Source organism: Occultella gossypii, from assembly GCF_019947135.1.
GTDB classification, from domain to species: Bacteria; Actinomycetota; Actinomycetes; order Actinomycetales; family Beutenbergiaceae; genus Occultella; species Occultella gossypii.
Map to the genome: position 1 here is coordinate 203,980 of NZ_JAGSHT010000001.1, position 26,850 is coordinate 230,829.

Annotated in this window: 23 protein-coding genes; 13 read left to right on the forward strand and 10 right to left on the reverse strand. The window is 71.0% G+C overall.

Going from position 1 to position 26,850, the window contains the following annotated elements; translation table 11 throughout:
- Nucleotides 1–180: 180 nt before the first annotated feature.
- Nucleotides 181–669, reverse strand: coding sequence for an OsmC family protein (locus KCQ71_RS00970; RefSeq protein WP_223401825.1), 489 nt, complete (start codon nt 667–669; stop codon nt 181–183).
- 33 nt (nt 670–702) lie between these two features.
- Here KCQ71_RS00970 and uvrC point away from each other — a divergent pair, with 33 nt between their 5' ends.
- The 9 genes from uvrC (at nt 703) to KCQ71_RS01015 (ending at nt 9,806) form a co-directional block, all read left to right on the forward strand.
- Nucleotides 703–2,778, forward strand: coding sequence for an excinuclease ABC subunit UvrC (gene uvrC / locus KCQ71_RS00975; RefSeq protein ID WP_223401827.1), 2,076 nt, complete (start codon nt 703–705; stop codon nt 2,776–2,778).
- A 13-nt stretch (nt 2,779–2,791) separates the two neighbouring features.
- Entirely contained in the window at nt 2,792–3,742 is a 951-nt protein-coding gene (rapZ, locus tag KCQ71_RS00980) for an RNase adapter RapZ (RefSeq protein ID WP_223401829.1), read from the forward strand.
- Nucleotides 3,739–4,746 carry a gluconeogenesis factor YvcK family protein gene (locus KCQ71_RS00985; RefSeq protein WP_223401831.1) on the forward strand — a complete coding sequence of 336 codons (1,008 nt, stop codon included), beginning with the start codon at nt 3,739–3,741 and terminating at the stop codon, nt 4,744–4,746. Before rapZ ends, KCQ71_RS00985 begins: the two co-directional genes overlap by 4 nt.
- Nucleotides 4,747–4,763: 17 nt before the next feature.
- Nucleotides 4,764–5,744 carry a DNA-binding protein WhiA gene (gene whiA / locus KCQ71_RS00990; protein ID WP_223401833.1) on the forward strand — a complete coding sequence of 327 codons (981 nt, stop codon included), beginning with the start codon at nt 4,764–4,766 and terminating at the stop codon, nt 5,742–5,744.
- 183 nt (nt 5,745–5,927) lie between these two features.
- Nucleotides 5,928–6,935 (forward strand): type I glyceraldehyde-3-phosphate dehydrogenase, encoded by a 1,008-nt coding sequence (gene gap / locus KCQ71_RS00995; protein ID WP_223401835.1) that lies wholly within the window; start codon nt 5,928–5,930, stop codon nt 6,933–6,935.
- 106 nt (nt 6,936–7,041) lie between these two features.
- The gene (locus KCQ71_RS01000) at nt 7,042–8,238 is read left to right on the forward strand and encodes a phosphoglycerate kinase (RefSeq protein WP_223401837.1); all 1,197 of its coding nucleotides are present in this window, start codon (nt 7,042–7,044) and stop codon (nt 8,236–8,238) included.
- 35 nt (nt 8,239–8,273) lie between these two features.
- Entirely contained in the window at nt 8,274–9,071 is a 798-nt protein-coding gene (gene tpiA / locus KCQ71_RS01005) for a triose-phosphate isomerase (protein WP_223401839.1), read from the forward strand.
- Nucleotides 9,072–9,206: 135 nt separating this feature from the next.
- Nucleotides 9,207–9,443 carry a preprotein translocase subunit SecG gene (secG, locus tag KCQ71_RS01010; RefSeq protein ID WP_249422388.1) on the forward strand — a complete coding sequence of 79 codons (237 nt, stop codon included), beginning with the start codon at nt 9,207–9,209 and terminating at the stop codon, nt 9,441–9,443.
- 15 nt (nt 9,444–9,458) lie between these two features.
- Nucleotides 9,459–9,806, forward strand: a complete 348-nt coding sequence (locus tag KCQ71_RS01015; protein WP_133109147.1) for an RNA polymerase-binding protein RbpA — start codon at nt 9,459–9,461, stop codon at nt 9,804–9,806.
- Nucleotides 9,807–9,861: 55 nt separating this feature from the next.
- On the opposite strand, the gene KCQ71_RS01020 is transcribed toward KCQ71_RS01015, so the two are convergent.
- From KCQ71_RS01020 to KCQ71_RS01030, 3 genes are read right to left on the reverse strand one after another with little or no spacing between them, the layout of a single operon-like run.
- Complete coding sequence (locus KCQ71_RS01020) at nt 9,862–11,439, reverse strand: PH domain-containing protein (protein ID WP_223401843.1); 1,578 nt, start codon at nt 11,437–11,439, stop codon at nt 9,862–9,864.
- Nucleotides 11,436–11,942: a PH domain-containing protein gene (locus KCQ71_RS01025; protein ID WP_223401845.1), complete on the reverse strand. Its 507-nt coding sequence runs from the start codon at nt 11,940–11,942 to the stop codon at nt 11,436–11,438. The genes KCQ71_RS01020 and KCQ71_RS01025 overlap by 4 nt, the downstream gene beginning before the upstream one ends.
- On the reverse strand, nt 11,942–12,610 hold the full coding sequence (locus KCQ71_RS01030) for an O-methyltransferase (protein WP_223401847.1): 669 nt from the start codon (nt 12,608–12,610) through the stop codon (nt 11,942–11,944). Before KCQ71_RS01030 ends, KCQ71_RS01025 begins: the two co-directional genes overlap by 1 nt.
- Nucleotides 12,611–12,815: 205 nt before the next feature.
- On the opposite strand from KCQ71_RS01030, the gene KCQ71_RS01035 reads away from it, so the two are divergent.
- From KCQ71_RS01035 to KCQ71_RS27490, 3 genes are read left to right on the forward strand one after another with little or no spacing between them, the layout of a single operon-like run.
- Entirely contained in the window at nt 12,816–14,384 is a 1,569-nt protein-coding gene (locus tag KCQ71_RS01035; RefSeq protein ID WP_223401850.1) for an FAD/NAD(P)-binding protein, read from the forward strand.
- Between the two features lie 11 nt (nt 14,385–14,395).
- On the forward strand, nt 14,396–14,830 hold the full coding sequence (locus KCQ71_RS01040) for a hypothetical protein (protein ID WP_223401852.1): 435 nt from the start codon (nt 14,396–14,398) through the stop codon (nt 14,828–14,830).
- Nucleotides 14,831–14,832: 2 nt separating this feature from the next.
- A complete protein-coding gene (locus KCQ71_RS27490) occupies nt 14,833–16,599 on the forward strand; it encodes an FHA domain-containing protein (RefSeq protein WP_223401854.1) in 1,767 nt (588 codons plus the stop codon).
- A gap of 58 nt (nt 16,600–16,657) precedes the next feature.
- Here the strand turns inward: KCQ71_RS27490 and KCQ71_RS01050 are convergent, their stop codons facing one another.
- Nucleotides 16,658–18,769 (reverse strand): cation:proton antiporter domain-containing protein, encoded by a 2,112-nt coding sequence (locus tag KCQ71_RS01050; RefSeq protein ID WP_223401856.1) that lies wholly within the window; start codon nt 18,767–18,769, stop codon nt 16,658–16,660.
- Nucleotides 18,770–18,908: 139 nt separating this feature from the next.
- Between KCQ71_RS01050 and KCQ71_RS01055 the strand changes: the two genes are divergently transcribed.
- Nucleotides 18,909–19,733, forward strand: a complete 825-nt coding sequence (locus tag KCQ71_RS01055; RefSeq protein WP_223401858.1) for a serine/threonine-protein kinase — start codon at nt 18,909–18,911, stop codon at nt 19,731–19,733.
- 42 nt (nt 19,734–19,775) lie between these two features.
- On the opposite strand, the gene KCQ71_RS01060 is transcribed toward KCQ71_RS01055, so the two are convergent.
- The 5 genes from KCQ71_RS01060 to tal all read right to left on the reverse strand — a co-directional run bounded on the left by KCQ71_RS01060 (nt 19,776) and on the right by tal (nt 26,751).
- Entirely contained in the window at nt 19,776–22,226 is a 2,451-nt protein-coding gene (locus tag KCQ71_RS01060; protein WP_223401860.1) for a serine/threonine-protein kinase, read from the reverse strand.
- A 68-nt stretch (nt 22,227–22,294) separates the two neighbouring features.
- Entirely contained in the window at nt 22,295–23,119 is an 825-nt protein-coding gene (gene pgl, locus KCQ71_RS01065) for a 6-phosphogluconolactonase (protein WP_223401862.1), read from the reverse strand.
- On the reverse strand, nt 23,116–24,039 hold the full coding sequence (locus KCQ71_RS01070; protein WP_223401863.1) for a glucose-6-phosphate dehydrogenase assembly protein OpcA: 924 nt from the start codon (nt 24,037–24,039) through the stop codon (nt 23,116–23,118). The genes pgl and KCQ71_RS01070 overlap by 4 nt, the downstream gene beginning before the upstream one ends.
- Nucleotides 24,036–25,577, reverse strand: coding sequence for a glucose-6-phosphate dehydrogenase (zwf, locus tag KCQ71_RS01075; RefSeq protein ID WP_223401865.1), 1,542 nt, complete (start codon nt 25,575–25,577; stop codon nt 24,036–24,038). The genes KCQ71_RS01070 and zwf overlap by 4 nt, the downstream gene beginning before the upstream one ends.
- Nucleotides 25,578–25,617: 40 nt before the next feature.
- Nucleotides 25,618–26,751, reverse strand: a complete 1,134-nt coding sequence (tal, locus tag KCQ71_RS01080; protein WP_223401919.1) for a transaldolase — start codon at nt 26,749–26,751, stop codon at nt 25,618–25,620.
- Between the last annotated feature and the right edge of the window lie 99 nt (nt 26,752–26,850).

The following is a 26,850-nucleotide window of genomic DNA, read 5'->3' on the forward strand; positions in this document are numbered from 1 at the left end:
CCCCGGCTCGGCGAGCCGCGGTCGCACGAGGGTGCGGTCCTGCGGCGGATGCGCCGCGTGAGCCGCAGAACGGCACCCACACGGATGGCGCGGTCGCACGAGGGTGCGGTCCTGCGGCGGATGCGCCGCGTGAGCCGCAGAACGGCACCCTCGGCGGCCGACTCGAGGGCCGGCCGTTCCTCACACGCTCTGGGGCGCACCGACCTCGGTCGCCAGTGGCGCGTGCCGCACGGGGAAGTTCACGGACCGGGCGATGAAGCAGTGGTCGTGTGCCTCCTGGTGGAGGGTCGCGATCTGCTCCTCGGAGACCGCCTCGGCCACCGTCACGCCGGGGTGCAGCACCACCTCGGTGAACTGACCGGCGCCCGCCGTCTCCACGCGCATCGTCCCGGTGGCCCGGTCGGTGTATCCGACCACCACCACGCCCGCCATCGCCGCGCGGTGCAGGAACCAGAGCATGTGGCACTGGCTCAGCGAGGCGACGAACAGCTCCTCCGGCGAGTACCGCGAGGGGTCCCCGCGGAACGCGGCATCGGAGGATCCGGGCAGCGGCGGCTTCGCACCGATCTGCACCACGTGGTCTCGGGTGTAGGAGGTGTAGGTCTCGGTGCCGTGCTCGCCGGCGCCGGTCCAGTCCACGTTGACCGTGTACATGTGCAGCGGGCCCATTGACACACGCTAGCGCGAACTAGTCTTGAGGGCATGGCTGATCCCTCCACGTACCGACCCAAGCCGGGGGAGATCCCCGAATCACCCGGCGTGTACCGGTTCCGGGACCCGCATGGGCGGGTCATCTACGTCGGCAAGGCGATCAACCTCCGCTCCCGGCTGAGCAGCTACTTCCAGAACATCACCGCGCTGCATCCCCGCACCCAGCAGATGGTCACCACGGCGAGCTCGGTGGAGTGGACCGTCGTCGCGAACGAGGTCGAGTCGCTGGCCCTGGAGTACTCCTGGATCAAGGAGTACGACCCCCGGTTCAACGTCAAGTACCGGGACGACAAGTCCTACCCCTACCTCGCCGTCACCATGGGCGAGGAGGTGCCGCGGGTGCAGGTGATGCGCGGTGCCAAGCGCAAGGGCACCCGCTACTTCGGCCCCTACTCCCACGCCTGGGCGATCCGCGAGACCGTGGACCTGCTGCTGCGGGTGTTCCCGATCCGCAGCTGCTCATCCGGCGTCTACAAGCGCGCCGCGCAGTCCGGGCGCCCGTGCCTGCTCGGCTACATCGACAAGTGTGCGGCCCCGTGTGTGGGCCGGATCTCGGTCGAGGACCACCGCGACCTCGCCGACGACTTCTGCGACTTCATGGCCGGCAACACCGGTTCCGCGGTGAGCCGCCTCGAGGCGCAGATGAAGGCCGCCGCCGCCGAGCTCGACTTCGAGCGGGCCGCGCGGCTGCGCGACGACCTCGGGGCGCTGCGCAAGGTGGTCGAGAAGAACGCCGTCGTCCTCCCGGACGGCACCGACGTCGATGTGTTCGCCATGGCCAGCGACGACCTCGAGGCCTCGGTCCAGGTGTTCCATGTGCGAGGCGGCCGGGTCCGCGGTCAGCGCGGCTGGGTCACCGAACGGGTCGAGGACCTCCTGCCCGGGGAGCTCGTCGAGCGGCTGCTCGAGCAGGTCTATGGCGACATCGCCGCGAGCCCCGACGCCGACGGCGCCGAGCGGGCCGTGCCCCGGGAGATCATCGTGCCCACGGTGCCGGACAACGTGGCCCAGATCGAGGTGTGGCTCAGCGAGATCCGCGGCGCGAAGGTCCGCGTGCGGGCGGCGCAGCGCGGGGACAAGCGCGCGCTGGCGGAGACCGTCGAGAGCAATGCCAAGGCGGCGCTCGCCCTGCACAAGACCCGCCGGGCCGGGGACCTCACCGCCCGGTCGCACGCGCTCGCCGACCTCCAGGAGCACCTCGGCCTGACCGAGTCGCCGCTGCGCATCGAGTGCTATGACATCTCCCACACCCAGGGCACCGAGCAGGTCGGGTCGATGGTCGTGTTCGAGGACGGGCTGCCCCGCAAGAGCGAGTACCGGCACTTCGTGGTGCGTGGCCCGGACGGCACCGGTGCCCGCGATGACACCGAGGCGATGAACGAGGTCCTCACCCGCCGGTTCCGGCGCTACCTGGCCGAGCCGGCCGGGTCGCCGACCCAGGAGGAGGTCGACGGCGGCACCCCACGGGCTGCGGACGGCGCCGACGGTGCGGTGGCCGGGGACGAGGCCGCGGTCGACGGCGCAGCCCGGGTCACGCCGTCGGGTCCCCTCGATCTGTCCCCGGGTGAGGCCGGCGCGTCCGCGCCGAAGAAGCGGTTCGCGTACCCGCCGAACCTCGTGGTGGTCGACGGCGGTGCACCCCAGGTCGCGGCCGCCCAGTCCGCGCTGGACGCGCTGGGCATCGTGGACGTGGCGCTGGTCGGGCTGGCCAAGCGGCTCGAGGAGGTCTGGGTGCCGGGGGAGGAGTTCCCGCTCGTGCTGCCCCGTACCAGCGACGGGCTGTTCCTGCTACAACGCCTGCGTGATGAGGCCCACAGGTTCGCGATCACCCATCACCGCAAGCGCCGCGCGAAGGGCATGACCCGTTCCGCGCTGGACTCTGTGCCCGGCCTCGGCCCGACCCGTCAGGCCGCGTTGCTCAAGGCATTCGGATCCGTGCGGGCGATCCGCGGAGCCTCCGTGGCCGAGATCGCGCAGGTACCCGGGATCGGGCCGAAGATGGCCGCGACCGTCGCCGAAGCGCTCGCTCCGGAGGCGGACCGGCAGGCCGACGTTGCCCGAACGTGACATTCTGAGACCCATGACCGAGGCGACCGATCCCGCGCTGCCCCCGACCGTCCCGGAAGGTATCCCGCTTCTTGAGCGCGAGACCCCGCCGGCCGAGGATGCCCGCCCCGAGGTGCTCATCATCACCGGCATGTCGGGAGCCGGGCGGAGCCGCGCGGCGGCCGTCCTGGAGGACCTCGACTGGTACGTCGTGGACAACCTGCCGCCCAAGATGCTGCTCGCGCTGTCCGGGATGATGACCCAGGCCGACGGCGGCGTGCGTCGCCTGGCCGCCGTCGTGGACGTGCGCAGCCGCGAGTTCTTCTCCGACCTGGTCCAGGTCCTCGCCGACCTGCGTACCCGGCAGGTGGACTACCGGATCATGTTCCTGGACGCGGCGGACGAGGTACTGGTCCGCCGGTTCGAGCAGGTGCGCCGCCCGCACCCGCTGCAGGGCGACGGCCGGATGCTCGACGGCATCGCGGAGGAGCGCCGGCTCCTGGACCACCTGCGTTCACGCGCCGACGTCGTGATCGACACCAGCGACCTGTCCGTGCACGATCTCGCCAGGCAGGTCCGGGACGTCGTCGCGGGGGAGGCCGGGGACCGCAGGATCCGGATCACCACCGTCTCGTTCGGCTTCAAGTACGGCCTGCCCCTGGACGCCGACCACGTCGTCGACGTGCGGTTCCTCTCGAACCCCTACTGGGTCACCGAGCTGCGGCACCTGAACGGCAGGGACGAACCGGTGCGCGACTACGTCCTCGGCCTGCCCGGGGCGGAGGAGTTCGTCGAGCGCTACGTCGCTGCCATCGAACCCGTGCTCCAGGGCTACCTCACCGAGCAGAAGCCGTACGTCACGATCGCGGTGGGCTGCACGGGCGGCAAGCACCGCTCCGTCGCCATCAGCGAGGCGATCGCCACCCGGCTGCGGGAGGGCGGACAGAGCGTGCGCACCGTCCATCGTGATCTGGGCCGCGAATGAGGGCGACCGCTCCGGCCTGGCTGGGTGCCGCCCGCCCCGACGCCCTGCGCGTGGTCGCGCTCGGCGGCGGCCACGGACTCGCCGCGACCCTCGCCGCCCTGCGGCACGTGACCCGCGACGTGACCGCCGTGGTCACCGTGGCCGACGACGGCGGCTCCTCCGGGCGGCTGCGTCAGGAACTTGGAGTGCTCCCACCCGGGGACCTGCGGATGGCGCTGTCGGCGCTGTGTGACGAGTCCGAGTGGGGCCACATCTGGCGCGACGTCCTGCAGCACCGGTTCGCCTCCGATGGGCCCCTCAACGGGCACGCGGTCGGGAACCTGCTGATCGTCGCCGTGTGGGAGCTGCTCGGCGACTCCGTGGCCGGCCTGGACCTGATCGGGCAGCTGCTCGGTTCGCGCGGCCGGGTGCTCCCGATGGCCTCCGTACCACTCGAGATCGAGGCGGACGTGGAGCTGCCGAACGGGCCGGCCGACCAGGCGACCCTCGTGCGCGGACAGAGCCGGGTGGCGGTGACCTCCGGCCGGGTCACGAAGGTCCGCCTGCTGCCCGAGGAACCGCCCGCGTGCGAGGAGGCCGTCGCCTCGATCATGGGGGCCGACTGGGTGATCCTCGGACCCGGGTCCTGGTACACGTCGGTGATGCCGCACCTGCTCGTGCCCGGCATCGCCCGGGCCCTGCACGAGACCTCGGCCCGGCTCGCGCTGACCCTCAACCTCGCCCCCCAGCAGGGTGAGACGGACGGGTTCAGTGCCGCGGACCACCTACGTTCGTTGCGCGAGTACGCCCCCGACCTGAAGGTCGACGTCGTGATCGCCGATCCGGGCGCCGTCGAGGATCTCGACGACCTCAGCGCCGCGGTCGAGGACGTCGGCGGCGCGATGCTGCTGCGGCAGGTCTCCGCGGGTGACGGCACCCCGCACCATGACACGTTGCGGCTCGCGGCCGCCTACCGTGATGCCTTCGACCGCTTCCTCTCAGACGTGGGGGAGCGGTCGCGATGAGTGGGAGGATGACCCTCATGTCCCTGACGGCCGAGGTGAAGGATGAGCTGGCCCGGCTCCGCGTGGACAAGATGTCCGCGCGCAAGGCCGAGGTGGCGGCGACCCTGCGGTTCGCCGGCGGTCTGCACATCATCTCCGGGCGGATCGTGATCGAGGCCGAGTTGGACACCGGCATCGCGGCACGCCGACTCCGGCAGGCCATCCACGAGGTCTTCGGGCACACCAGCGAAGTGATCGTCGTCTCCGGCGGAGCGCTCCGGCGTGGGAACCGGTACGTGGTCCGGGTGGTCAAGGACGGCGAGGCGCTCGCCCGGCAGACCGGCCTGCTCGATTCCAGAGGGCGACCGGTGCGCGGCCTCCCGCCGCACGTCGTCAACGCGAGCCTCGGCGACGCCGTCGCCGCCTGGCGGGGGGCGTTCCTCGCCCACGGTTCCCTCACCGAGCCCGGGCGGTCCTCGGCGCTCGAGGTGACCTGCCCGGGCCCGGAAGCCGCCCTCGCGCTGGTCGGTGCCGCCCGGCGCCTCGGCATCGGTGCGAAGGCACGGGAGGTGCGAGGCGTGGACCGCGTCGTGATCCGCGACGGAGACGCCATCGGCGCCATGCTCACCCGGATGGGCGCGCACGACGCGGTGATGGCCTGGGAGGAACGGCGGATGCGCCGGGAGGTGCGGGGCACCGCGAACCGGCTCGCGAACTTCGATGACGCGAACCTGCGCCGCTCCGCACAGGCCGCCGTCGCCGCAGGCTCGCGCGTGGAGCGGGCCTTCGAGATCCTCGGTGAGGGCGTCCCCGGGCATCTGCTCAAAGCCGGCCGCCTGCGTCTGGAGCACAAGGAGGCGAGCCTGGAGGAACTCGGGCAGCTCTCCGACCCGCCGCTGACGAAGGACGCCGTCGCAGGGCGGATCCGCCGGCTCCTCGCGATGGCCGACAAGAAGGCTGCCGAGCAGGGCATCCCGGACACCGAGAGCAACCTGACCCAGGACATGCTCGACATGTGAACACCCACCCCCGTGGGACCTTCGCCACGGGAGCCGGGCCCTGGAGCGGGTGTACCTTTGGATCTGGTGAATGACCCACCATGAAGCAACAATCGAAGGGTCATCACACTCCCCAACAAACTCGCGCGTGAGCGCGAAGACCGACAGACGCTATGCGCGCAGTGAGCGCGCGAGGAGGAAAACGTGACCATCCGCGTCGGAATCAACGGCTTCGGCCGCATCGGACGGAACTTCTACCGCGCCGTCCTGGCCAGCGGTGCTGACATCGAGGTCGTCGGTGTCAACGACCTGACGAGCAACCAGACCCTGGCGAACCTGCTCAAGTTCGACTCGATCCTCGGCAAGCTGGACCGCCCCGTGTCCTACGGCGAGGACACCATCACCGTCGGTGACCACACCTTCAAGGCACTCGCCGAGCGTGACCCGTCCGCTCTGCCCTGGGGCGAGCTCGGTGCGGACATCGTCATCGAGTCGACCGGCATCTTCACGGACGCGACCAAGGCCAAGGCGCACATCGACGCGGGCGCCAAGAAGGTCATCATCTCCGCCCCGGCGAAGAACGAGGACGCCACGTTCGTGATCGGTGTGAACCACACCGAGTACGACCCGGCGAACCACCACATCATCTCGAACGCGTCCTGCACCACCAACTGCCTCGCGCCGCTGGCCAAGGTCATGGACGAGAAGTTCGGCATCGTGCGTGGCCTGATGACCACGATCCACGCCTACACGGCCGACCAGAACCTGCAGGACGGCCCGCACAGCGACCCGCGCCGCGCCCGCGCCGCCGCCCTGAACATCGTCCCCACCTCCACCGGCGCGGCCAAGGCCGTCTCCCTCGTGCTCCCGCAGCTCAAGGGCAAACTGGACGGCTACGCGCTGCGCGTGCCGGTCCCGACGGGCTCAGCCACCGACCTCACCTTCACCGCCTCCCGCGAGGTGAGTGTCGAAGAGATCAACGCTGCCGTCAAGGAGGCCGCCGAGACCGAGGCGCTCAAGGGTCTGCTCGTGTACTCGGAGGACCCGCTGGTCTCCACCGACATCGCCGGTGACCCGGCCTCGAGCATCTTCGACTCCGGCCTGACCAAGGTGATCGGCGACCAGGTCAAGGTCGTGGCCTGGTATGACAACGAGTGGGGTTACTCGAACCGGCTCGTGGACCTCACGGTCTACGTCGGCGAGAAGCTCTGACCCTCGCTCCGCTCATGATGGCGCCCGCGTACCGGTGTGTACGCGGGCGTCGTCATGTCCCGAACCGAACCACTCCCAGAAGGGATCCACGGGAACCGTGGCAACCATGAAGACCATCTCCGACCTCGGCGACCTGCGCGGCAAGCGCGTGCTCGTCCGCTCCGACTTCAACGTGCCGCTGGACGGCACCACGATCACCGACGACGGCCGCATCCGCGCCGCACTGCCCACCATCAAGACGCTGGTCGACGGCGGCGCGAAGGTCGTCGTGACGGCTCACCTCGGTCGCCCCAAGGGTGCGCCCGAGGACAAGTACTCCCTCGCGCCCGTGGCGGCCCGCCTCGGTGAGCTGCTCGGCCAGGAGGTCGTGCTCGCGCCCGACACGATCGGCCCGGGTGCGCAGGCTGCCGTGGCCGCCGCCGCCGACGGCGACGTCGTGCTCCTGGAGAACATCCGGTTCGACCCCCGCGAGACGTCGAAGGACGACGCCGAGCGCGGCGCGCTCGCGGACGACCTCGCAGCGCTGGCGGACGCCTACGTGTCCGACGGGTTCGGTGTGGTGCACCGCAAGCAGGCCAGCGTCTACGACGTCGCGACCAAGCTGCCCGCCGCCGTCGGTGGTCTCGTGCAGACCGAGATCGAGGCGCTGCGGCGCGCGACCGACAACCCGGAGCGGCCCTACGTCGTCGTCCTCGGCGGGTCCAAGGTCTCCGACAAGCTCGGCGTGATCGCGAACCTGCTCACCAAGGCGGACCGCCTCCTCATCGGCGGGGGAATGGTCTTCACCTTCCTCGCCGCCCAGGGGTACAACGTCGGCAAGTCGCTGCTCGAAGAGGACCAGATCCCGACGGTCAAGGGCTACCTCGCCACGGCCGCCGAGAAGGGCGTCGACATCGTGCTGCCCACGGACATCGTCGTGGCGCCCGAGTTCAAGGCGGACTCCCCGGCCACCGTGGTACCCGCGAGCGAGATCCCCGACGACCAGATCGGCCTGGACATCGGCCCCGAGTCCGGCGCCGCGTTCGCCGAGGCGATCGCGTCCGCGAAGACCGTCGTCTGGAACGGCCCGATGGGCGTGTTCGAGTTCCCGGCGTTCGCCGGCGGCACGAAGGCCGTCGCGCAGGGCCTCGTCGACGCGACCGCGGCCGGCGCGTTCACCATCGTGGGCGGCGGCGACTCCGCGGCGGCGGTGCGTCAGCTGGACTTCGACGAGGCCGGCTTCAGCCACATCTCCACCGGTGGCGGAGCCTCCCTCGAGTTCCTCGAGGGCAAGGTCCTGCCCGGCATCGACGTTCTCAACTGACCCCGTCCGGACGAAGCAGGAAGGCACCACCGAAGATGGCAAAGAACCGCACCCCGCTGATGGCGGGGAACTGGAAGATGAACCTCGACCACCACGAGGCCACGCACACCGTGCAGAAGCTGGCCTGGACCCTCAAGGACGCGAAGCACGACTTCAACCGCGTCGAGGTCGTGGTCTGCCCGCCGTTCACCGACCTGCGTTCGGTGCAGACGCTGGTCGACTCCGACAAGCTCGAGATCGGCTACGGCGCGCAGGACATCTCCGCGCACGCCAAGGGCGCCTACACCGGCGAGATCTCCGCGGCGATGCTGGCCAAGCTCGGCGTGGGCTACGCCGTCGTCGGTCACTCCGAGCGGCGCGAGTACCACGCCGAGGACGACGCGCTCGTGGGCGCGAAGGCCAAGGCGGCGCTGGCCGCGAACATCATCCCCATCGTGTGCGTGGGGGAGGGCCTGGAGGTCCGGCAGGCAGGCAACCAGGTGAGCCACACGCTCGCCCAGGTGGACGGCGCCTTCGACGGGATCTCCGCCGAGGACGCCGCCCGCTCCGTGATCGCCTACGAGCCGGTCTGGGCCATCGGCACCGGCGAGGTCGCGACGCCGGAGGACGCCCAGGAGGTCTGCGGCGCGATCCGTGGCCGGCTCGCAGAGCTGTACTCGGCGGAGGTCGCCGACGCCGTCCGGGTGCTCTACGGCGGCTCGGTGAAGTCCGGCAACGTGGCCACGATCATGGCCCAGCCGGACGTCGACGGCGCGCTCGTCGGCGGGGCGAGTCTTGACCCGACGGAGTTCGCCGCGATCGCGCGGTACCAGTCCCACGACGTGGGTCTGTAGGTAGGTGTGAGCGTCGGCGCGGGGGCAAGGCGTGAAGTCCCCGCGCCGATCGCGTAAACTCACCGAGGGTTCCAAGGTTGTGCGCCGTCCGCGCATGCCCACAAGACGTGAGGAAGTACTGACGACGTGACGGTAATGACCATCATCCTGCAGGTCCTGCTGGTGCTGACCAGCGGGGTGCTGATCATGACGATCCTCATGCACAAGGGCAAGGGCGGTGGCCTCTCCGACATGTTCGGCGGTGGCATGTCCTCCAGCCTCGGTTCGTCCGGAGTGGCCGAGCGCAACCTCAACCGGATCACGATCGGCTCCGCCGTGATCTGGGGCGTTGTGGTCGTGCTGTTGGGTCTCATCCAGAAGTTCACGATCTGAGCAGGGAGTCTTCACGTGGCTGGTGGTAGTGCAATTCGAGGTTCGCGCGTCGGCGCCGGACCGATGGGCGAGGCCGAGCGGGGAGACGCCGCACCGCGGGTGTGGATCTCCTACTGGTGTGCGTCGGGTCACGAGACCCGGCCGAGTTTCGCGCAGGAGCCCGGCATGGTGGTCCCGGAGACTTGGGACTGCCCGCGCTGCGGGCTGCCCGCCGGTCAGGACCAGGCGAACCCGCCCTCGGCTCCCAAGAACGAGCCGTACAAGACGCACCTCGCGTACGTGAAGGAGCGCCGGACCGATTCCGACGGCGCCGCGCTCCTCGACGAGGCTCTCGCGGCCCTTCGGGCCCGCCGCGGCGGCTGACCCCGACGCGCGCGGCCCTGCTTGGGCCAGGCTGCGTGGGCCAGGTCTGCCGGACCTAGTCCCCGCGGGCGCCGACACCCTCCGCGTCGGCGCCCACCGGTTCCAGGAACGGGCGCAGCAGCCCCGGCACGGCCTCATCGGCGAGGTCGAGGCCGGTGGCTGATCCGACATCCACGACGGAGTACCTGCCGCGGCTCGCAGCCGTGGTGGCCGTCACGGTGAGCACGCCCACCCGGCGTTGGAACACCGACTGCCGGATCCGCCAACCGATGATCCCGGGCCGCGACAGTGCCGCCGTGCTCCGGCGGACGCTGCCGCGCCGGGCCACCAGGTGGTCGGGCGTGAGGGCGTGACCGAGGCTGCGGGCGCCGTCCACGGCGACCGCGACCGCGATCACCGAGCCGACGACGGCGGCGACGATCAGGACCGACGTCCAGAACGCCGTCGGGCGTACGGCGACGACCAGCACGCCGACCACGGCGCCCAGCCCGACGATCACCAGAGCCGCCCGGAACAGGCGGCGGTCGCGCGCGGCGCGCGGGTGCGGGCGCAGGTCCGTCGGCAGCGATGCGCCGAGGATGCGTTCGGCCACCGCGAGGGGGACCTCCCGGGGTGACCCCGGGACCAGGGTGGCCGCCTCCTGCTTCTCCGCGTCCGCGCGCATGCCGGTCGCCAGCACGTCCAGGCGGGCCGCGCCCGCGAGGCGGATACCGAGCGGCTCCACCAGCTCCACGCCCCGGACCCGGGACTCCTCGAAGCTGGTCGAACGGGACGTGAGCAGGCCGCGTCGCACCCGGAGCACGCCGGCGCCCCGCTCCAGCCGGTAGTTCCACCAGGACTCCAGCCCGAGCGCGGTCATGCCGATCGCGCCGGCCACGACGAACACCACGATCGCACCCAGGAGCGCGGGCCAGGCACCGAACCGGTCCGCGAGCGAGCGCGCCCACTCCACCGGTAGTTCGGGCACGCCGAACCACTCCGCCACCTGGAACACGGCGCCCGCCGCGCCGGCGGCGATCAGCAACGTGAACACGGACATCGGCACGTACCGGACCCACCGCGGGGACCAGACGGCCAGCGCCGTCTCCGCGGCCGGATCGGCGGCGACGGCGCCGGCGCGACGGAGCAGGTCGGTGCGCAGGCACTCGCCCTCGGCCCTGGAGATCGGGTCGAGCACGATCGACTGGCCCTCGCTCTCGCTGACCTTCTCCCCGGTGCCGACGGACAGGCGCACCAGCCCGAACGCGCGCAGCAGGATGTTGGCGGTCAGGTCCACGTTCCGGATCCGCTCCCGGGCCAGGGACCGGCGTCGCTTGAACAGGATCCCGCCGTGCATCTCCAGGCGGGTGTCCGTGAGCCGGTACCGGGTGGTGCGCCAGCGCAGGTGGTCGGCGACGGCGGAACCCACCGTGATCAGCACGGTCCCGGCCACGCACCAGGCGAGCGCGGCCGGGCCCGCGTCACTCTGCAGCCAGATCGGCGGGACGATGAGGACCGAGCTTCCTGCGAAGATGGCGAACAGCAGGATGGCCGTGACGAGCGCGGTCCGGGGGTCGAGCGTGTGCCAGTCCTCGGGGTTCGGACCGCCGTCGGCGCCCGGCGGTGTGGGGGACTCCTCCTCGGTGGCGCTCACGTCGCGTCGCCCGGAGTCGCGTTGGTGACGATCGTCAGGTCGTGCGCGATCTCGGTGGCCTGCTCGTCGTCGAGCCCGGCGATCGACACCGGCCCGGCCGCGGACGCCGTCGTCACCACCACGGTGGCGAGCCCGAACGCCCGCTGCAACGGGCCCCGGGTGGTGTCCACCGTCTGGATCCGGCTCATCGGCGCCACCCGCCAGGTCTGCCAGAAGTAGCCGGTGCGCGTGTAGACCGCGTGCTCGGTGACCTCCCACCGGTGCTTGGCGTACCACCACAGGGGCAGCGCCACGGCGAGGGCACCGCCGATCACGATCACGACGGCGGCAGGCACGAGCAGCCAGATCCGGGCCGGGGCGACGATGATGCCGAGGATCACCAGCGGGAGCGCGATCACCGCCGTCCAACAGATCGCGCTCCAGCGCCACCAGGCGACCACGCGGCGGTCGTACCGGTTCCGTGGCGGCCGCAGCTGCAGCGCCGTCGCCTGCGGATCCGACATCAGCGCACGTAGGCGAGCAGGATGCCGTCGTATCCCTTGCTCCCGACGGTCTGCAGGGCGGTCGCGTCGAGGCGTTGCTCGGCCACCGCCGTCGCGACGTCGTCGACCATGGTGCGCGTGCCCTGGACGTCCGGGCGGTCACTGTCAGGATCGGCGACGGCGCCGCCGCGCACCACGTTGTCCACGATGATCAGCCCGCCGGGCCGGGTCAGGCGCAAGGCCCAGTCGAGGTAGCCCGGGTTGTTCTGCTTGTCGGCGTCGATGAAGACCAGGTCGAACGGGGCGTCGATGTCCGCGGCGACGCCCGGCAGCGTGTCCAGCGCGGCCCCGACCCGAACCTCGACCAGGTCCTGCAGGCCGGCTCGCTCGATATTCTCCCGGGCGATCCGGGCGTGCTCGGGGGAGTACTCCAGGCTGATGAGCCTGCCGTCCAGCGGGAGTGCCCGGGCCAGGTGGATCGCCGAGAATCCGAACAGGGTGCCGACCTCCAGGATGCGCCGGGCCGATACGGTCCGGGCCAGCACGCCGAGCAGCCCGCCGAGCAGATCCGAGACCTGGATCTGCGGGAGCTCGGAGCCGGCCGCGACCGCCTCGGTGAGGGCGTGGTCGCGAGGGCGGAGCCGGTCAGCGAAGTAGCGGTCGACTTCTGTCCATCCTGCTGTGTCCATACCTCGATCCTGACAAACGGGGCCGGTCCTGACTAGGGGTGTGGTGGCATCCGCTACGGTGACCGTCGAGGGGAGTCGATGGGGCGATCTGCCCGCGCAGCCCGCCGGAAAGCGGCGGCATCGGTTGCGTGGAGTCGATAGCGTGCTCCTGCAGGCGATCCTCGCCCTGTGCGAACACACACCAGTTGCATCGAAGGGAGAACGGATGAGCGGCGATCAGCCACTCCCGCAATCCGCAGCACCGACGACCGAACCGGGTGACCTCACCCCCGAGCTCATCGACACCGACATCTGGACGGACGAGATGGTCGCGCGCGCGGGCATCCCCGTGGTGCCGGTTCCGTTCGTGACGGTCGGCGGCGGCATCGGTTCCTTCGTGACCGTGGACTACCTGCGGATCTACGGCGTGCCGGCGCAGCAGATCGTGGTCCTGACCGGCTTGGACGTGCCGTGGCAGAGCTACGAGTACCTCACCCGGGTCTCCCAGATCCCGCGCACCGAGAGGCTGCGCTCGGACTCCCAGTCACGGCCGGACAACATCTGGGGCTTCCCGTCCTACGCGCTCTCCGAGGCGTTCGCGGCGAAGAGCCTCAAGGAGTTCCTCTGGCCGCTCTGGAACGTGTTCACCGAGCCGATCCTCACGAACTACTTCACCCCGAGGGCCGGTCAGGCGTTCTCCACGATGGAGAAGGAGATGAACCGGATCGGCTATCTCCAGTCGGTGCGCAAGGGGCAGGTCCGGATGGTCCGCCGGCGTGCTGGCGGCGGGTACTACACGATCCTGACCCCGCCCGCGGGTGCGGCGCCCACCAAGCGGATCGCCTACCAGAGCCAGTACGTGCACATCGCGATCGGGTACCCGGGCCTGCGGCTGCTCAAGGACCTGCAGGACTACCGGGAGCGCTACCGCGACCCCACCAAGGTGGTCAACGCCTACGAGCCGCACGAGCAGGTCTACGACCAGCTCCGGATCCGCCCGGGCAAGGTGATCGTGCGTGGTGGCGGGATCGTCGCATCGCGGGTGCTGCAGCGGCTCATCGACGACCGGGACAAGTACAACCTGCGGACGGAGATCCTCCAGGTCTTCCGCACGTTCTACACCGGGCCGCACGGGAAGAACGTCTTCAACCGGCGCCCCGGCGGGCACGGCTGGGCCTATCAGGGCTTCAACTACCCGAAGTCGGTGTGGGGAGGTCAGCTCAAGGAGAAGATGGCCAAGCTCGAGGGCGATGCCCGTGCGCAGGCCTATGAGGAGATGGGCGGCACGAACACGCCGTTCCGGAAGGACTGGCTCGAGCAGCTCAAGCGGGGCCGGTCACAGGGCTGGTACCGCGAGATGCAGGGCGCGTTCGACTCGCTCCGCCCGGGGCCGAACGGCGCCGGCGTGGTGGTCGCGATGAGCACGCAGCATGGCGCCCTCGAGGAATATGCGGACTTCGTGGTCGACTGCACCGGTCTGGAGGCGGACATCCGGGAGAGCCGGGTGCTCGCCGACCTGCTCGACCACAGCGGCGCCGGGCGGAACCCGAAGGGCCGTCTGGACGTGAACGCGCAGTTCGAGGTGATCGGCACCCGGAGCCGCCCGGGGCGTCTGTACGCCTCCGGGAGCTCGACCCTCGGTGGCCCGTTCCCCGGTGTGGACACCTTCCTCGGGCTGCAGATCTCCGCGCAGGAGATCGCCGATGACCTCGCCCGACTGGGCTTCGTGAAGAGACTGGGTCCGGGTCGGTCCATCGCCCAGTGGTGGCGCTGGGCCCGGAACCGGCCGATCTAGGAAGGCGAACCGTGCTACCCACCCTCAACGGGCGACTCCAATCACGGATCCTCGTCACCGCCATCCTCGGCGGGATCTGGACGCTCATCATCACCCCGGTGCTGCCGACCGGCGCCCCCCTGGGGGAGAGCTACAAGACGACGTTCATCATCCTGCTCACGGTCATCGTGCTCGGCGTGCTCTGGGAGTTCCTCTACCACTTCCTCCAGCAGTTCCGGTGGGAGAAGGACTGGCCCACGAGCTGGGGCCTGTTCACCGGGATCAACGAAGGCCTGCTGATCTGGCTGCTGATCAACCTCGGCTGGATCCCCGGCGTCGGTCAGGTGCCGGGCTGGGCGTTCGTGATCCAGTTCTGCACCACGTGGTTCCTCATCTGGGCGGTCCAGAATGGTCCCCTGCGGGTCCCGTTCATCCGCTGGCGCTTCAATGGAGGTCGTTTCCTGTGAAGGTGAACTTCGACGATGTCCCGGCTCGGGTCCACCCGGGCCGCCATCACCTGGTGCGTCTGCCGGGGGTGGTCGCGATTATCCGCACCGACCCGGGGACCGACCCGGACGCCGCCAGAGACCTCCTCGAGCGCATCCAGACGTCCTCCCGGACCGCGCCGACGGCGCCCGGGCGGGACCTCGCCCGGCAGTTGTCGATCTGGCTGAGCCGGTTCGAGGAGACGAACGGGGTCGCCCCGGGGTTCGGCGCCATCTCCGCCAGCGAGAACGGCGTCGCGATCTTCCTGTACGGCGACATCAGCGTCACCGAGCGCGTCGATGATGCCGAGTTGCCGCCCGAGGACCGGGTCTCGCTGTTCGGCAAGGATGCGGCGTTCACCGTGGACCGACTGCTGCCGTGGCCCGCCGGTGCCCTGCAGCTGATCGCCGACGACGACGCCGACGGCGAGCTGGACATCCCCGAGCACGCCGCCGATGTGCTCGCGTCCGCGGACGGACCGATGCCGGCCTGGGCCGGATTCCACCGCGGCGTGACCCCCGGTGGTGGACTGCTGTTCGGGCCGGTCACCGACCACATGAGCGAGCCGGTCGTCGCCGACGTCCCGGCCGCGTCCGGCAGCCACCTGGCCGGGCCGGAGGTGCCGGTGCCGTCCGGCCCGGGCTCCCACGGGCCCGTGCCCGGCTCGTCCGCGACGCTCTCGTCCGCCGCCTACGACGCCGAGGCGATGTCCGACGGCGAGGCGATGGTTGCCGAGCCGGGCTCCGGTGAGCGGGTGGCTGAGGACGAGCCGATGGTCGGCGGCGACGCTGCGGATGGCGCGCCGGCGTCCGCTGAGCCGATGGCTGAGGCTGCGGGAACCTCGGTCCCGCCGCCGCCGGCGCCGTCCGGTGCTCAGGTGCCGCCGTCTCCGGCGGGTTCAGCCGTACCTGCGCCGCCCTCGCAGAGGTCGGTCGTGCCGCCGCCGCCATCCGCAGGTACTCCGGTGGTACCTCCGGCGCCGTCCGCAGGTACTCCGGTGGTACCTCCGGCGCCGTCCGCAAGCCCAGTGCCGCCGCCGCCGTCCGGTGCACCCGTGGTCCCGCCGCCGCCGTCCGGTGCACCCGTGGTGCCCCCACCGCCGTCAGCAGGCACGCCCGCGGCTGCGCTCGCGCCGCCGCGGTTGTCCGAACTGATCCAGGACGGCCCTGCCGAGCCCCCGCGGGCGCCGCTCCCGCCGGCCGCGCCGGCCCCACGCCAGACAGCGCAGCAGAAGGCGGCGGAGAAGGCCGCAGGGGTCAAGGAACGGCCGCAGGACTACGTCCAGGGCTTCCGGTGCTCCCGCAAGCACCTCAACGACCCGCGGGTCTCGTTCTGCCGCGTGTGCGGCATCCGGATGGACCAGATGACCGGTGTGCTCGTCGAGGAGCGACGCCCGCCGCTCGGCCTCCTGGTGCTCGACGTCGGCGCGACCTTCGTGCTCGACGACAACTACGTGCTCGGCCGCAACCCGGAATCGGACGCCGCGGTCCGGGAGGGCACGCTGCGCCCGGTCCGGCTCGACGACACCTCGGGCGCGCTCTCACGAGTGCACGCGGAGATCCGGCTCTCCGGCTGGGATGTCGTGCTCATCGACCGGGGCTCGGCGAACGGCACCTACGTGGCGGCCACGGACGAGCAGTCCTGGCAGCGGCTGGCACCTAACCAGCACTTCGTGCTCACCCCGGGCACGCACGTGCGGGTGGGGCAGCGGACGTTCACGTTCGAATCATCGGCGGCCCGACTGCGTTGATGCTTCGGCGTCGATGCGCAAGTTGTCGAGCGACCGGGGCTGAGGTTCCGGCGGAACCTCAGGTCGTCGGCGCCCCCGTGGTCTCCTCGTCGTCGGTGACGAGCGCGCCGAGCGCCTCGGTGAGCTCGGCGTCGGCCACGTCCTGACCCGCCCACAGCGTCACCGCAGCGGTACCCGGCGACGGTGCTACGCCGTCGGCCAGGCCCGCCGCCACCACGCGCATCGCCGCGCCCGCGGCGTCCGCCTCGCCGCGCTCCACCACGCGGTAGCCCAGGCCGTCCGCGTGCAGCGCGGCCAGGGCGGCGCCGAAGCGCTTGGCGAGCCGGGCGCCGTCCGGCAGATGCAGGAGCAGTTCCGCGCCACGGGCGCGGGCGGCCGCGGCTCCTGCAAGCACCGCGCCACGCCCGTCGGGGTCGCCGCCGGCGATGACGACGATCGGTGCGTCGGCCGCGGCATCCTCGGCGGCCAGGCGCACGGTGGCCACGCTGAACCGGTGCCCGGACAGGTCGGTGCCGGTTCCACCACCGGTGCCATCCGGTGCGTTGGCAGCGAACCAGTCCGCGTCCATCAGCAGCACGGCCGCCTCGGCCGTCTCGGCCTGGACCAGGAGATCGGCCCAGGGATCGGCGGTGAACCGGGACAGAACCGTGGCAGGCACCCCGGTGGCATGCACGCGGGAGGCGAGCGCGTTGAGGTCGTCCACGGTGGCGGCCATCAGGGTGAGGTTCGAGGACAGGCCGGCGCCGAGTTCCACCGGCGAGTTCTCGCGGCCCACGAACCGGCTGAGCACGACCTTGCCGGGGCGGCCCGTGCCGAGCAGAGTGGCCGCGACCGCGGCCATCCGGTCCGCCTTGGCGGGGTCGTCGACCAGGACCAGCACGCGGTAGGACTCGTCCACGCCGAGTGCCGCCCGTTCGGCGGCGGCGATGTCCTTGGCGATGGCCCGGTCCGGGTAGACCCGGCGAAGCAGGGGGCCGGTCATCATCGTGGTCAGGATCGCCATCAGCACGAGCAGGGTGAACAGTTCCCCGTCGAGCACGCCGAGCTGACGGCCGATCTGCAGGATCACCAGCTCGGTCAGGCCCCGGGTGTTCATCAGGACGCCGAGCGCGGTGGCCTGCCGGCTCGGCACCTTCAGCAGGCGGGCGGCGAGGAATGCGCCACCGAACTTGCCGCCGACCGCCACCAGCATGATCAGCGCCAGCTGCCAGAGCCCGGCCCCGGTGATCCCGCCGATGTTCGTACTCAGGCCGGTGACCACGAAGAACAGCGGGAGCAGAAGCAGGACGCTCACCTGCTCGAGCCGTTCGAGGATCTCCCGGGTGAGGTCCGCGGCGCCCTGGCGCGGCATGACCGCGCCGAAGATGAACGCACCGAAAATGGCGTGGATACCGATGACATCGGTCATGACCGACGAGGCCAGTACGCCGATCAGGACGATCGCGAGGATGTTGGGAGTGAGTCGGCCGGCCCGCCGGTAGGCGTCGACCAGACGCTTCAGCAACGGCCGCACGATGCCGAACATCAGAGCCGCGAACGCGGCGGTGAGGACGACGATCCGGATCACGTCGGCTGGTCCGTCGCCTTGGACGACAGCCACCACGAACGCCAGCAGGGTCCAGGCGAGGATGTCGTCGACGGCGGCGCAGGCCAGCGCGAGCACGCCCGTGGTGGTGCGGTGCATGCCCCGGTCGGTCAGGATCCGGGCCAGTACCGGGAAGGCCGTGATGGCCATCGCGATCCCGAGGAACAGCGCCAGGCCCAGGAACGGCACCTCGCCCGCGTCGGTCACGTTGTGGAACGGGTACAGCACGAACGTGAGGCCGGCGCCCATGGCGAACGGCAGGATGACCGAACTCAGCGAGATCGTGCCGGCGAGCTTCTCCCGACCCCGGACCAGGGTCATGTCGAGTTCGAGCCCGACGATGAACATGAACAGCACCAGGCCGAGCTGGGCGAGCATGTCCAGGTACGGGAGGATGTCCGGGGGGAACAGCTTCGCGTCCAGGTCGCCCGGCAACAGCCCGAGGATGCTCGGTCCGAGCGCGATACCGGCGATGATCTCGCCCACCACCGGGGGCTGCTGGATCTTGCCGGCGAGCCGCGCGAACAGCCGCGCGACGAGCATGATGACGGCGATCGCCAGGAATACGTGCGCCGCGATGTGCATGACCGTGAGAACCCCTACTGGATGGCGGATGTGGACCGTTCCCCTCGTCGTGGAGGAACGCGCCCGATAGACTTTCGCGTGATCTGCCACGAATGATATTGGGTCCGTGACCCACCGAGTCCACGTTTGGGGAAGTCACATGTCGTTGCGTGATCAGCGTGTCCGCGACCTGCCGGTCCTGGCCGACTTCGAGGTGGTGCGGTCGATCGGTGACGGCAACCACGGGCAGTTCTTCCTGGCGCGGCCACCGGCGCGGCTGGGGATCGCCGACGAGTACGTTGCGGTCAAGGTCTTCGCCGGCCAGGTCACCGAGGACGCCTACCGGCGCGGCGCTCGCGAGCTGCGGGCGTTCGCCGCCGTGGACTCGCCGTACCTGGCGACCGTCTACGACGCGGTGCTGGACGACCGGTTCTTCTACGCGATGGAGTACTTTCCGCTCGGTTCGCTGGCCAGCCCGGAGCGGCCGTTGGAACGGGACCGACTGCTCACCGTGCTGGAGCACGCCGCCCTCGCGATCGACGCCCTGCACGAGGCAGGGCTGGCTCACGGCGACGTCAAGCCCGCGAATGTCATGATCACCGAGACCGGTGGGAAGGTCTCCGACCTCGGCCTTGCCAGGGTGTTCGCGGCCGGCGCCGCGCTGACAGGCATGGCCCCGGAGACCTCCGTCGAGTTCGTCGATCCCGAGCTGCTGCTGGGGGAGCCGCCCTCACGCGCCACGGATATCTGGGGCCTGGGCGCCACCGCGCACCGGGTCCTGGCGGGTGTCGGCCTGTATGGCGATCTGCCGGAGAACCAGCCGTTGCTGGCCATCCGCACGGTGCTGAAGGCCGACGGTCCGACGCTGTCCGAGCGACTGTCCCCGAGCGAGGCCGACGTGGTGCGCCGCTGCCTCGCGCCGCTCGGGGAGCGGTACGAGACGGCGCAGGCCGTCGCGCAGGCGATCGCCGGCCTGCGCGCCTGATCGGCTCCGACCCGCGCTTGATCGGCTCCGACCGGCGGACCGTCAGAACGGGGCGCTGACCCACCATTCCCGGCGGATGTCGAGCCGCTCGTGCTCGGGCCACCAGACGGCCACCATGTACTCCGTGCGCTCGGCGTGGACGAACGTGGTGTACAGGAAGCCGGGGTCGGTCACACCGTCCTGGCTGCCGTACTCGGTCCCGGCAGGATCGTCCGGAGCGGAGTCGTAGAACCACTCCTGGCTGAACCAACCCTCGTTGGCCACGCCCTCCGAGCCGAACGTGGCCAGCGCGTCCGCCGATGTGAAGTGCAGCAGCGTGAACACCAGACCATCCGACTGGGTGCAGGTGATCGCGGCGTCGACGGTGTCCGGCTGGGGCAGGTGTTCGGAACTGCCGAGCTCGCAGGTGGCGTCGTTGTGGCCGGCGACGTTCGGGCCATCGGGCACCAAACTCGGGAACGCCGTCCGCATGAAGTCGGCATCGCCCCAGCTGCCGGGGTCCAGCGACGCCTCGGCGACGGCGGGGGTGCTGTCGTCGGAGGTCCCACCCTCCGGCCCGACGGCGCGCACCGTGTACTCCTGCCCGCTGGGGGCCGTGTCGACGAACTGGCGGGCGGTGCCCTCGTAGACGAGTTCACCGTCCCGGTCGAGCTCGTACCCGGTGGCGTCCGGCACCGAGCTCCAGTTGACCACCGTGTCACCGTCGCCGTTCACGGTGATCGTGAGGTCGGCCGGGGCCTCGATGCCGTCAGGATCGTCGTTCCCGCCGCCGAACCCGCCGTTGGCGGCGATCACGATGAGCACGATGATGGCGACCAGCGCCACCGCGAAGCCGGTGATCATGGCGGGGTTCGGTCCGCGGCGGACGGGGGCCTTGTGACCCACGGCGTGGATGCCGGTGTGCTGGGCGGGCGCCGAGAGGTAGCTCGGCATGCCGCCGGTGCTCCGGGTGGGTGCCCCGACGGTCGGTGTCGGGCCGGTCGTCATCGGGCCGGTCGGCATCGGGCCGGTCGGCATCGGTGTGGCCGGGATCGGCCCGGTCGGCATCGGCACGGGTGGGATCTGACCGGTCGGGTTCGGGCCGGTGTCGCGGCCGCCCTGTCCGATCGGGCCGATGGTGGCGTTCGGTGACCAGCTCCGGTTGCCGGGTGCGTTGTTCGCGCGCAGGTACGCGGCCGGGGCCGCCGAGGTGACGTGCCACGGTGAGATCCGGGCCAGGCGCGGGGCGATCTGGTCCAGCACCAGCGGGTGCCGGGAGCCCTGGTGCTCGTAGGCGACCGTCCAGGTGCGCTCGCCGGCGCCGACGGTGATCTCCTCGAGGTAGTCACCGGTGATCTGCCGCTCCAGCGGCAGCCGCGGCGGCAGGTCGAAGAACCGGGCCTCGTGCAGAAGCGACTCGAGCGCGGCGCGGTCGGCCATCGGCACGTTCCGGGTGTCGACCGGGCCGACCTCCTGGCTCTGGCGGCCGTCGGCGAAGTAGCGGCGGACCTTCAGCGTGAACGGCGGCCTTGGTCCGGTGTGCGCCCGGCTCGGTGTGGGCGTCGGGTGCGGGCTGCCGGGCTGCTCGCCCGGGGTCGCCGCCGGCGTCAGCCGGGCGGGCTGCAGCACGGTGGCGGTCTCGGACTGCTCGGTGAGCGACTTCAGCGCAGCGGCCGCCGCCCGGCTCAGCGCCCGGCAGCTCTGGTACCGGTCCTCGGGCTTCTTGGCCATCGCCTTCGCGACGACGGCATCGAAACTCGTGCCCAGTCCGGGCTGGGCCTCGGACGGCTTCGGCGGGTCCTGGGTCAGGTGGGCCGTCATCTTCGCGAACGGTGAGTCGGCGACGAACGGCACGCTGCCCGTGAGGAGCTCGTACAGCACGCAGCCGAGCGCGTAGACGTCGACCTCGTGGCCGAGGGAGCGGGCCTCGATCTGCTCGGGCGCGGCATAGGCCAGGGTGGCGAGCATATTGCCGGTGCCGGTGAGGTTGTTGTCGCGGTCGTCGATCGCCTTGGCGATCCCGAAGTCGGTCAGCAGGACCTGCTCGGGCTCCTCGGGATCGTCCGGGTCCAGGCCGGGGGCCAGCAGGATGTTGGCCGGTTTGACGTCGCGGTGCAACAGACCGGCCCGGTGGGCGAAGTCGAGTCCGTTGCCGACCTCGGTGACGATGTGCACGACTCGCGTCGGGTCGAGACCGCCGCCGGCCTCGGCGATGGCGTGCGAGGCATCGGTGCCCTCGACGTACTGCATCGCGATCCAGAGCTGACCCTCGAACTCACCGCGGTCGTAGACGGCGACGATGTTCCGGTGGAAGAGCTGGGCGGCCAGATCGGCCTCGCGCTCGAACCGGGTTCGGAAGCTCTCGTCCGAAGACAGGGACGTGCTGAGCATCTTGAGCGCGTCCCGGCGGGGCAGCCGCGGGTGCTTGGCCAGAAATACCGAGCCCATGCCGCCACGCCCGAGCTCGCGCTCGATGGTGTAGCCAGCAAAGACCTGGCCCGGCTCGAAGTCCACCCTGTTCCATCCCCTTGATGTTCGTGAGGCAAATGCCCGGCTCACCTTATCGGAGAGCGGGGCGATCGTCAGACGAGCCCGGGGTCGGCTCCGGCCGCTGCGGTGTCCAGCAGCCATAGCGTCACGTCTCGTCCGGCCACGACGGCGGCGGGCGTCTCCTGCACGTCGGTGGCGCCACCGAGGGCGCGGCGCACGGCGCCCGACTTCTCCGCGCCCGCGACGACGAGCCACACCTGGCGGGCCGACTCGAGTGCTTCGAAGGTGAGCGAGATCCGGTCCGGCGGCGGCTTGGGGGAGTCGTGGACCGCGACCGCGGTGGTGCCGGTCGCGCCCAGCGCCGGGTGACCCGGGAACAGCGAGGCGACGTGGGCGTCCGGGCCCATGCCCAGCAGGACCACGTCGAACACGAGAGTCGGGCCGGCACCGGCAGTGCCATCAGCGCCGGAGCCGAAGGCCGCCAGTTCCGCTGCGTACGCGGCTGCGCCCTCCTCTGCCGTGGCGGCGTCCTCGGTTGCGGCCATCGGGTGCACGTTCTGCGCCGGGATGGGCAGGTGGTCGATCAGTGCGGCTCGCGCCTGGCCCTCGTTACGCTCGGGGTCCGCGCGCGGCACGAAGCGCTCATCGCCCCACCACAGGTGCACACCGGTCCAGTCGACGGCGTCGGCCAACGGCGTCTGCCGGGCCCGCTCGAGGAGCCGGATCCCGACCGTGCCGCCGGTGAGCGCGACGTGGACGGGGTGGCGCACGGACTGGGCGTCGAGGATGGCCAGGAGGAGTCGGGCGCCGGTGGCCTCGGCCAGCGCGTCCGCGGAGGGATGCACCACCACGGCACGTGCCGGTCCGTGGGAGGCGGCGCCGTTGTGGGCCGAACCGTCGGTGTCCACCGGGCTCACTCCCCGGCCACCTTCGGCAGGCCCTTGAGCAGGCTGCGGGCGTAGGTCTCGTCGGGGTCGAGCCGGCGCAGGTCCTCCATCAGGCAGTCGGCGATCGGTCGTTTGGCCATCGCGATCTGCTGCGTCGGCGCGCCGTCCTGGGTGACGGTCACCACGGCGCTGCCCTCCGGGCGGCGCATCCTGATCGTTCCGCTGCGTCGGTCCAGGTCGAGCCCGGTGATCGCGGTCGCTTCCGGGTCGCGTTCGATGATGACCGGAGCCTTCAGGTTCGCCGCGAGCCACGCCGCGAACAGGTGCGTGGACGGGCGGTCCCGGCTTCCGATGACCCGCACGGCCCGGACCGGCTCGTAGGGCGGCTCGTCCAGGGCCGCGGCGGCGAGGCCACGCCACAGCGTGGTGCGAGCCCAGGACAGGTCGGTGTCGCCCGGGGCGTAGGTGTCGGCCAGCCCGGCGAGGTGCTCGATCGGCTTGCCGCAGGTGCCCACGTCGCTGATCCGGCGCTGGGCCATCGCTCCGAGCGGGTCGGCGGCCATGTTCTCGGGTGGTTCGTGCGGCCACCACACCACGATGGGCGCATCGGGCAGCAGCAGCGGGACGACGAGCGTGTCGACCTGGTCACGGGCGGCGCCCAGCGGACGCAGCACGATGACCTCGCTGGCCCCGGCGTCGCCGCCGATGCGGATCTCGGCATCGAGGCCGGCGGACCTGCGTCCGTCGCCCGGGTCGACCACGATCACCCGGCACGGGTGCTCCCGGCTGGCGTCGTTCGCGGCCTCCACGGCCGACTCGACGTCGTCGCCGGTGGCCACGATGACCAGCGTCAGCACCCGGCCGAGGGCCACGGCGCCGCCCTCCTCGCGCAGCGCCACGAGCTTGGCGCCGATGGCGGAGCTGGTGGTGTCCTCGAGGGTGATGATCATGGTCGCCTCCACGTGCGTCCGTCGCGGGCAAGCATGGCGTCGGCCGAGGGCGGGCCCCACGTGCCCGGGCGGTACTGCTCCGGCTTCCCGTGCTTGGCCCAGTAGTCGATGATCGGGTCGAGGATCTGCCAGGAGAGCTCGACCTCGCGCTGGCGCGGGAACAGCGGTGGGTCGCCCAGGAGCATGTCCAGGATGAGCCGTTCGTAGGCTTCGGGCGAGGACTCCGTGAACGCGTGCCCGTAGCCGAAGTCCATGGTGACGTCGCGGACCTCCATGGCCGTGCCGGGCACTTTCGAGCCGAACCGGATGGTCACGCCCTCGTCCGGCTGCACGCGGATCACGATGGCGTTCTGGCCGAGCTCCTGGGTCTCGTTCAGATCGAACGGCAGGTGCGGCGCCCGCTTGAAGACGATGGCGATCTCGGTGACCCGGCGGCCGAGACGCTTGCCGGCGCGCAGGTAGAACGGCACCCCGGCCCAGCGCCGGGTGTCGATGTCGAGGCGGATCGCCGCGTAGGTCTCGGTGATCGAGCCGGTGCTCATGCCCTGCTCCTGCAGGTAGCCGAGGACCTCCTCGCCGCCCTGCCAGCCCGCCTCGTACTGACCGCGGGCACTGTGCCGCCCGATGTCCCGCGGGATCGTGACGGCGGAGAGCACCTTCTCCTTCTCGGCCCGCAGCTCATCGGCCTCGAAGGAGACCGGCTCCTCCATGGCGGTCAGTGCGAGCAGTTGCAGCAGGTGGTTCTGGATGACGTCCCGAGCCGCACCGATGCCGTCGTAGTAGCCCGCCCGCGAACCGATGCCGATGTCCTCGGCCATCGTGATCTGGACGTGGTCGACGTAGTTGGCGTTCCAGATCGGCTCGAACATCTGGTTCGCGAACCGCAGGGCCAGGAGGTTCTGGACCGTCTCCTTGCCGAGGTAGTGGTCGATCCGGAAGACCGACTCCGGCGGGAAGACCTCCTCGACCACGTCGTTCAGCTCGCGGGCGCTGGTGAGGTCGTGGCCGAACGGCTTCTCCACGACCACCCGGCGCCACGTGCCCTCGGCGGGAGTCGACAGGCCCACCTTCGCGAGCTGCTGGAGCACCAGCGGGAACTGCCCCGGCGGCACGGACAGGTAGAACGCGTGGTTGCCGCGCGTGCCGCGCTCGTCGTCGAGACGCTGCACGGTCTGCGCGAGCCGCTCGAAGGCGGAGTCGTCGGAGAACTCCCCGGAGACGAACCGGAAGCCCTTGGACAGCTGCTCCCAGACGCCCTCGTCGAACGGGGTGCGCGAGTGCTTGGAGATCGCGTCGTGCGCGATCTTGCGGAAGTCCTGGTCCTCCCAGTCCCGCCGGGCGAACCCGGTGAGGCCGAAGGCCGGGGGCAGGAGCCCTCGGTTGGCCAGGTCGTAGACCGCCGGCAGCAGCTTCTTCTGCGCCAGGTCGCCGGTCACGCCGAAGATCACCAGGCCGCTGGGCCCGGCGATCTTCGGCAGCCGCCGATCGGACGGGTCACGGAGTGGGTTGTGCCCGCTCGTCACCTTTGCCGGTGCCATCCGGTGGTACCACCCTTCGTTGCTGTCTCGCCTTGGCAGGTCAGGATCCGGCGGCCGCGAGGCCGTCGGTGACGTCCCCGAGCAGCTCGGCCCAGCTCTTCTCGAAGGAGTCCACGCCGGAGTCCTCCAAACCCTCAAGGATCTTGCCGTACGGGACGCCGAGACGCTCGATGGTGTCCAGTATCTGGCGGGAGGCATCGAACGTCCCGTGCACGGTGTCGGTGCCGTCGGCCGTGGAGTGGTCGGCGACCGCCTCGAGGGTCTTGTGCGGCATCGTGTTCACGACGTCGGCCACGACCAGTTCGTCGACGTACATCGTGTCCGGGTACGCGGGATCCTTGGTACCGGTGGAAGCCCACAGCGGGCGCTGGGTGTGCGCGCCGGCGGCCGCCAACGCCTCGAACCTGGGGGTGGAGAACACCTCCTCGTACACCTCGTAGGCCAGTCGCGCGTTCGCGATCGCGGCCTTGCCCCGGAGCGCGAGCGCCTCCTCGGTGCCGATCTCGGCCAGTGCCTTGTCGACCTGGGTGTCGATGCGGGACAGGAACAGCGAGGACACCGAGCGGATGGTGGACAGGTCCTTGCCCGCCTGGTGTGCCAGTTCCAGCCCGTCGATGTAGGCCTGCGCCACGGCCCGGAACCGGTCCAGGCTGAACACCAGGGTGACGTTGACGCTGATGCCGGCGGCGATCGCGGCGGTGATGGCCGGTAGACCCTCCACCGTGGCCGGGATCTTGACGAACAGGTTCGGCCGGTCGACCGTGTCCCACAGCGTGTGCGCGGAGGCGATGGTGGCCTCCGTCTCACGGGCCAGCCGCGGGTCGACCTCGATCGAGACGCGCCCGTCCTGGCCGCCGGTGGCGGCGTTGATGCCAGCGAAGAGGTCGCACGCGTTGCGCACGTCGTCGGTGGTCAGGGCCAGGACCGCGTCCTCGAGGGACGCGCCGGAGGCAGCGAGCTCGCGCAGCTGCGGGTCGTAGGCGTTCCCCTCGGCGATCGCCTTGGCGAAGATCGTCGGGTTCGTGGTGACACCCACCACGGACCGGGTGTCGATGAGGTTCTGCAGGGCACCGGACTGTAGGGCCTCGCGGGACAGGTCATCGAGCCAGACGCTCACCCCGGCCTCGCTGATGGCGGACAGGGCGTTGGTGGTGGTCGCGGACGGTTGGGTCATCATGGTCTCCCTCGTTGCGGTGAGTGGTGGGGGGGGGGGGGGGGGGCCCCCCCCCCGGCCCCCCGGCGCGGCCCGGGGGGGGGCGCGGCGGGGCGGCGC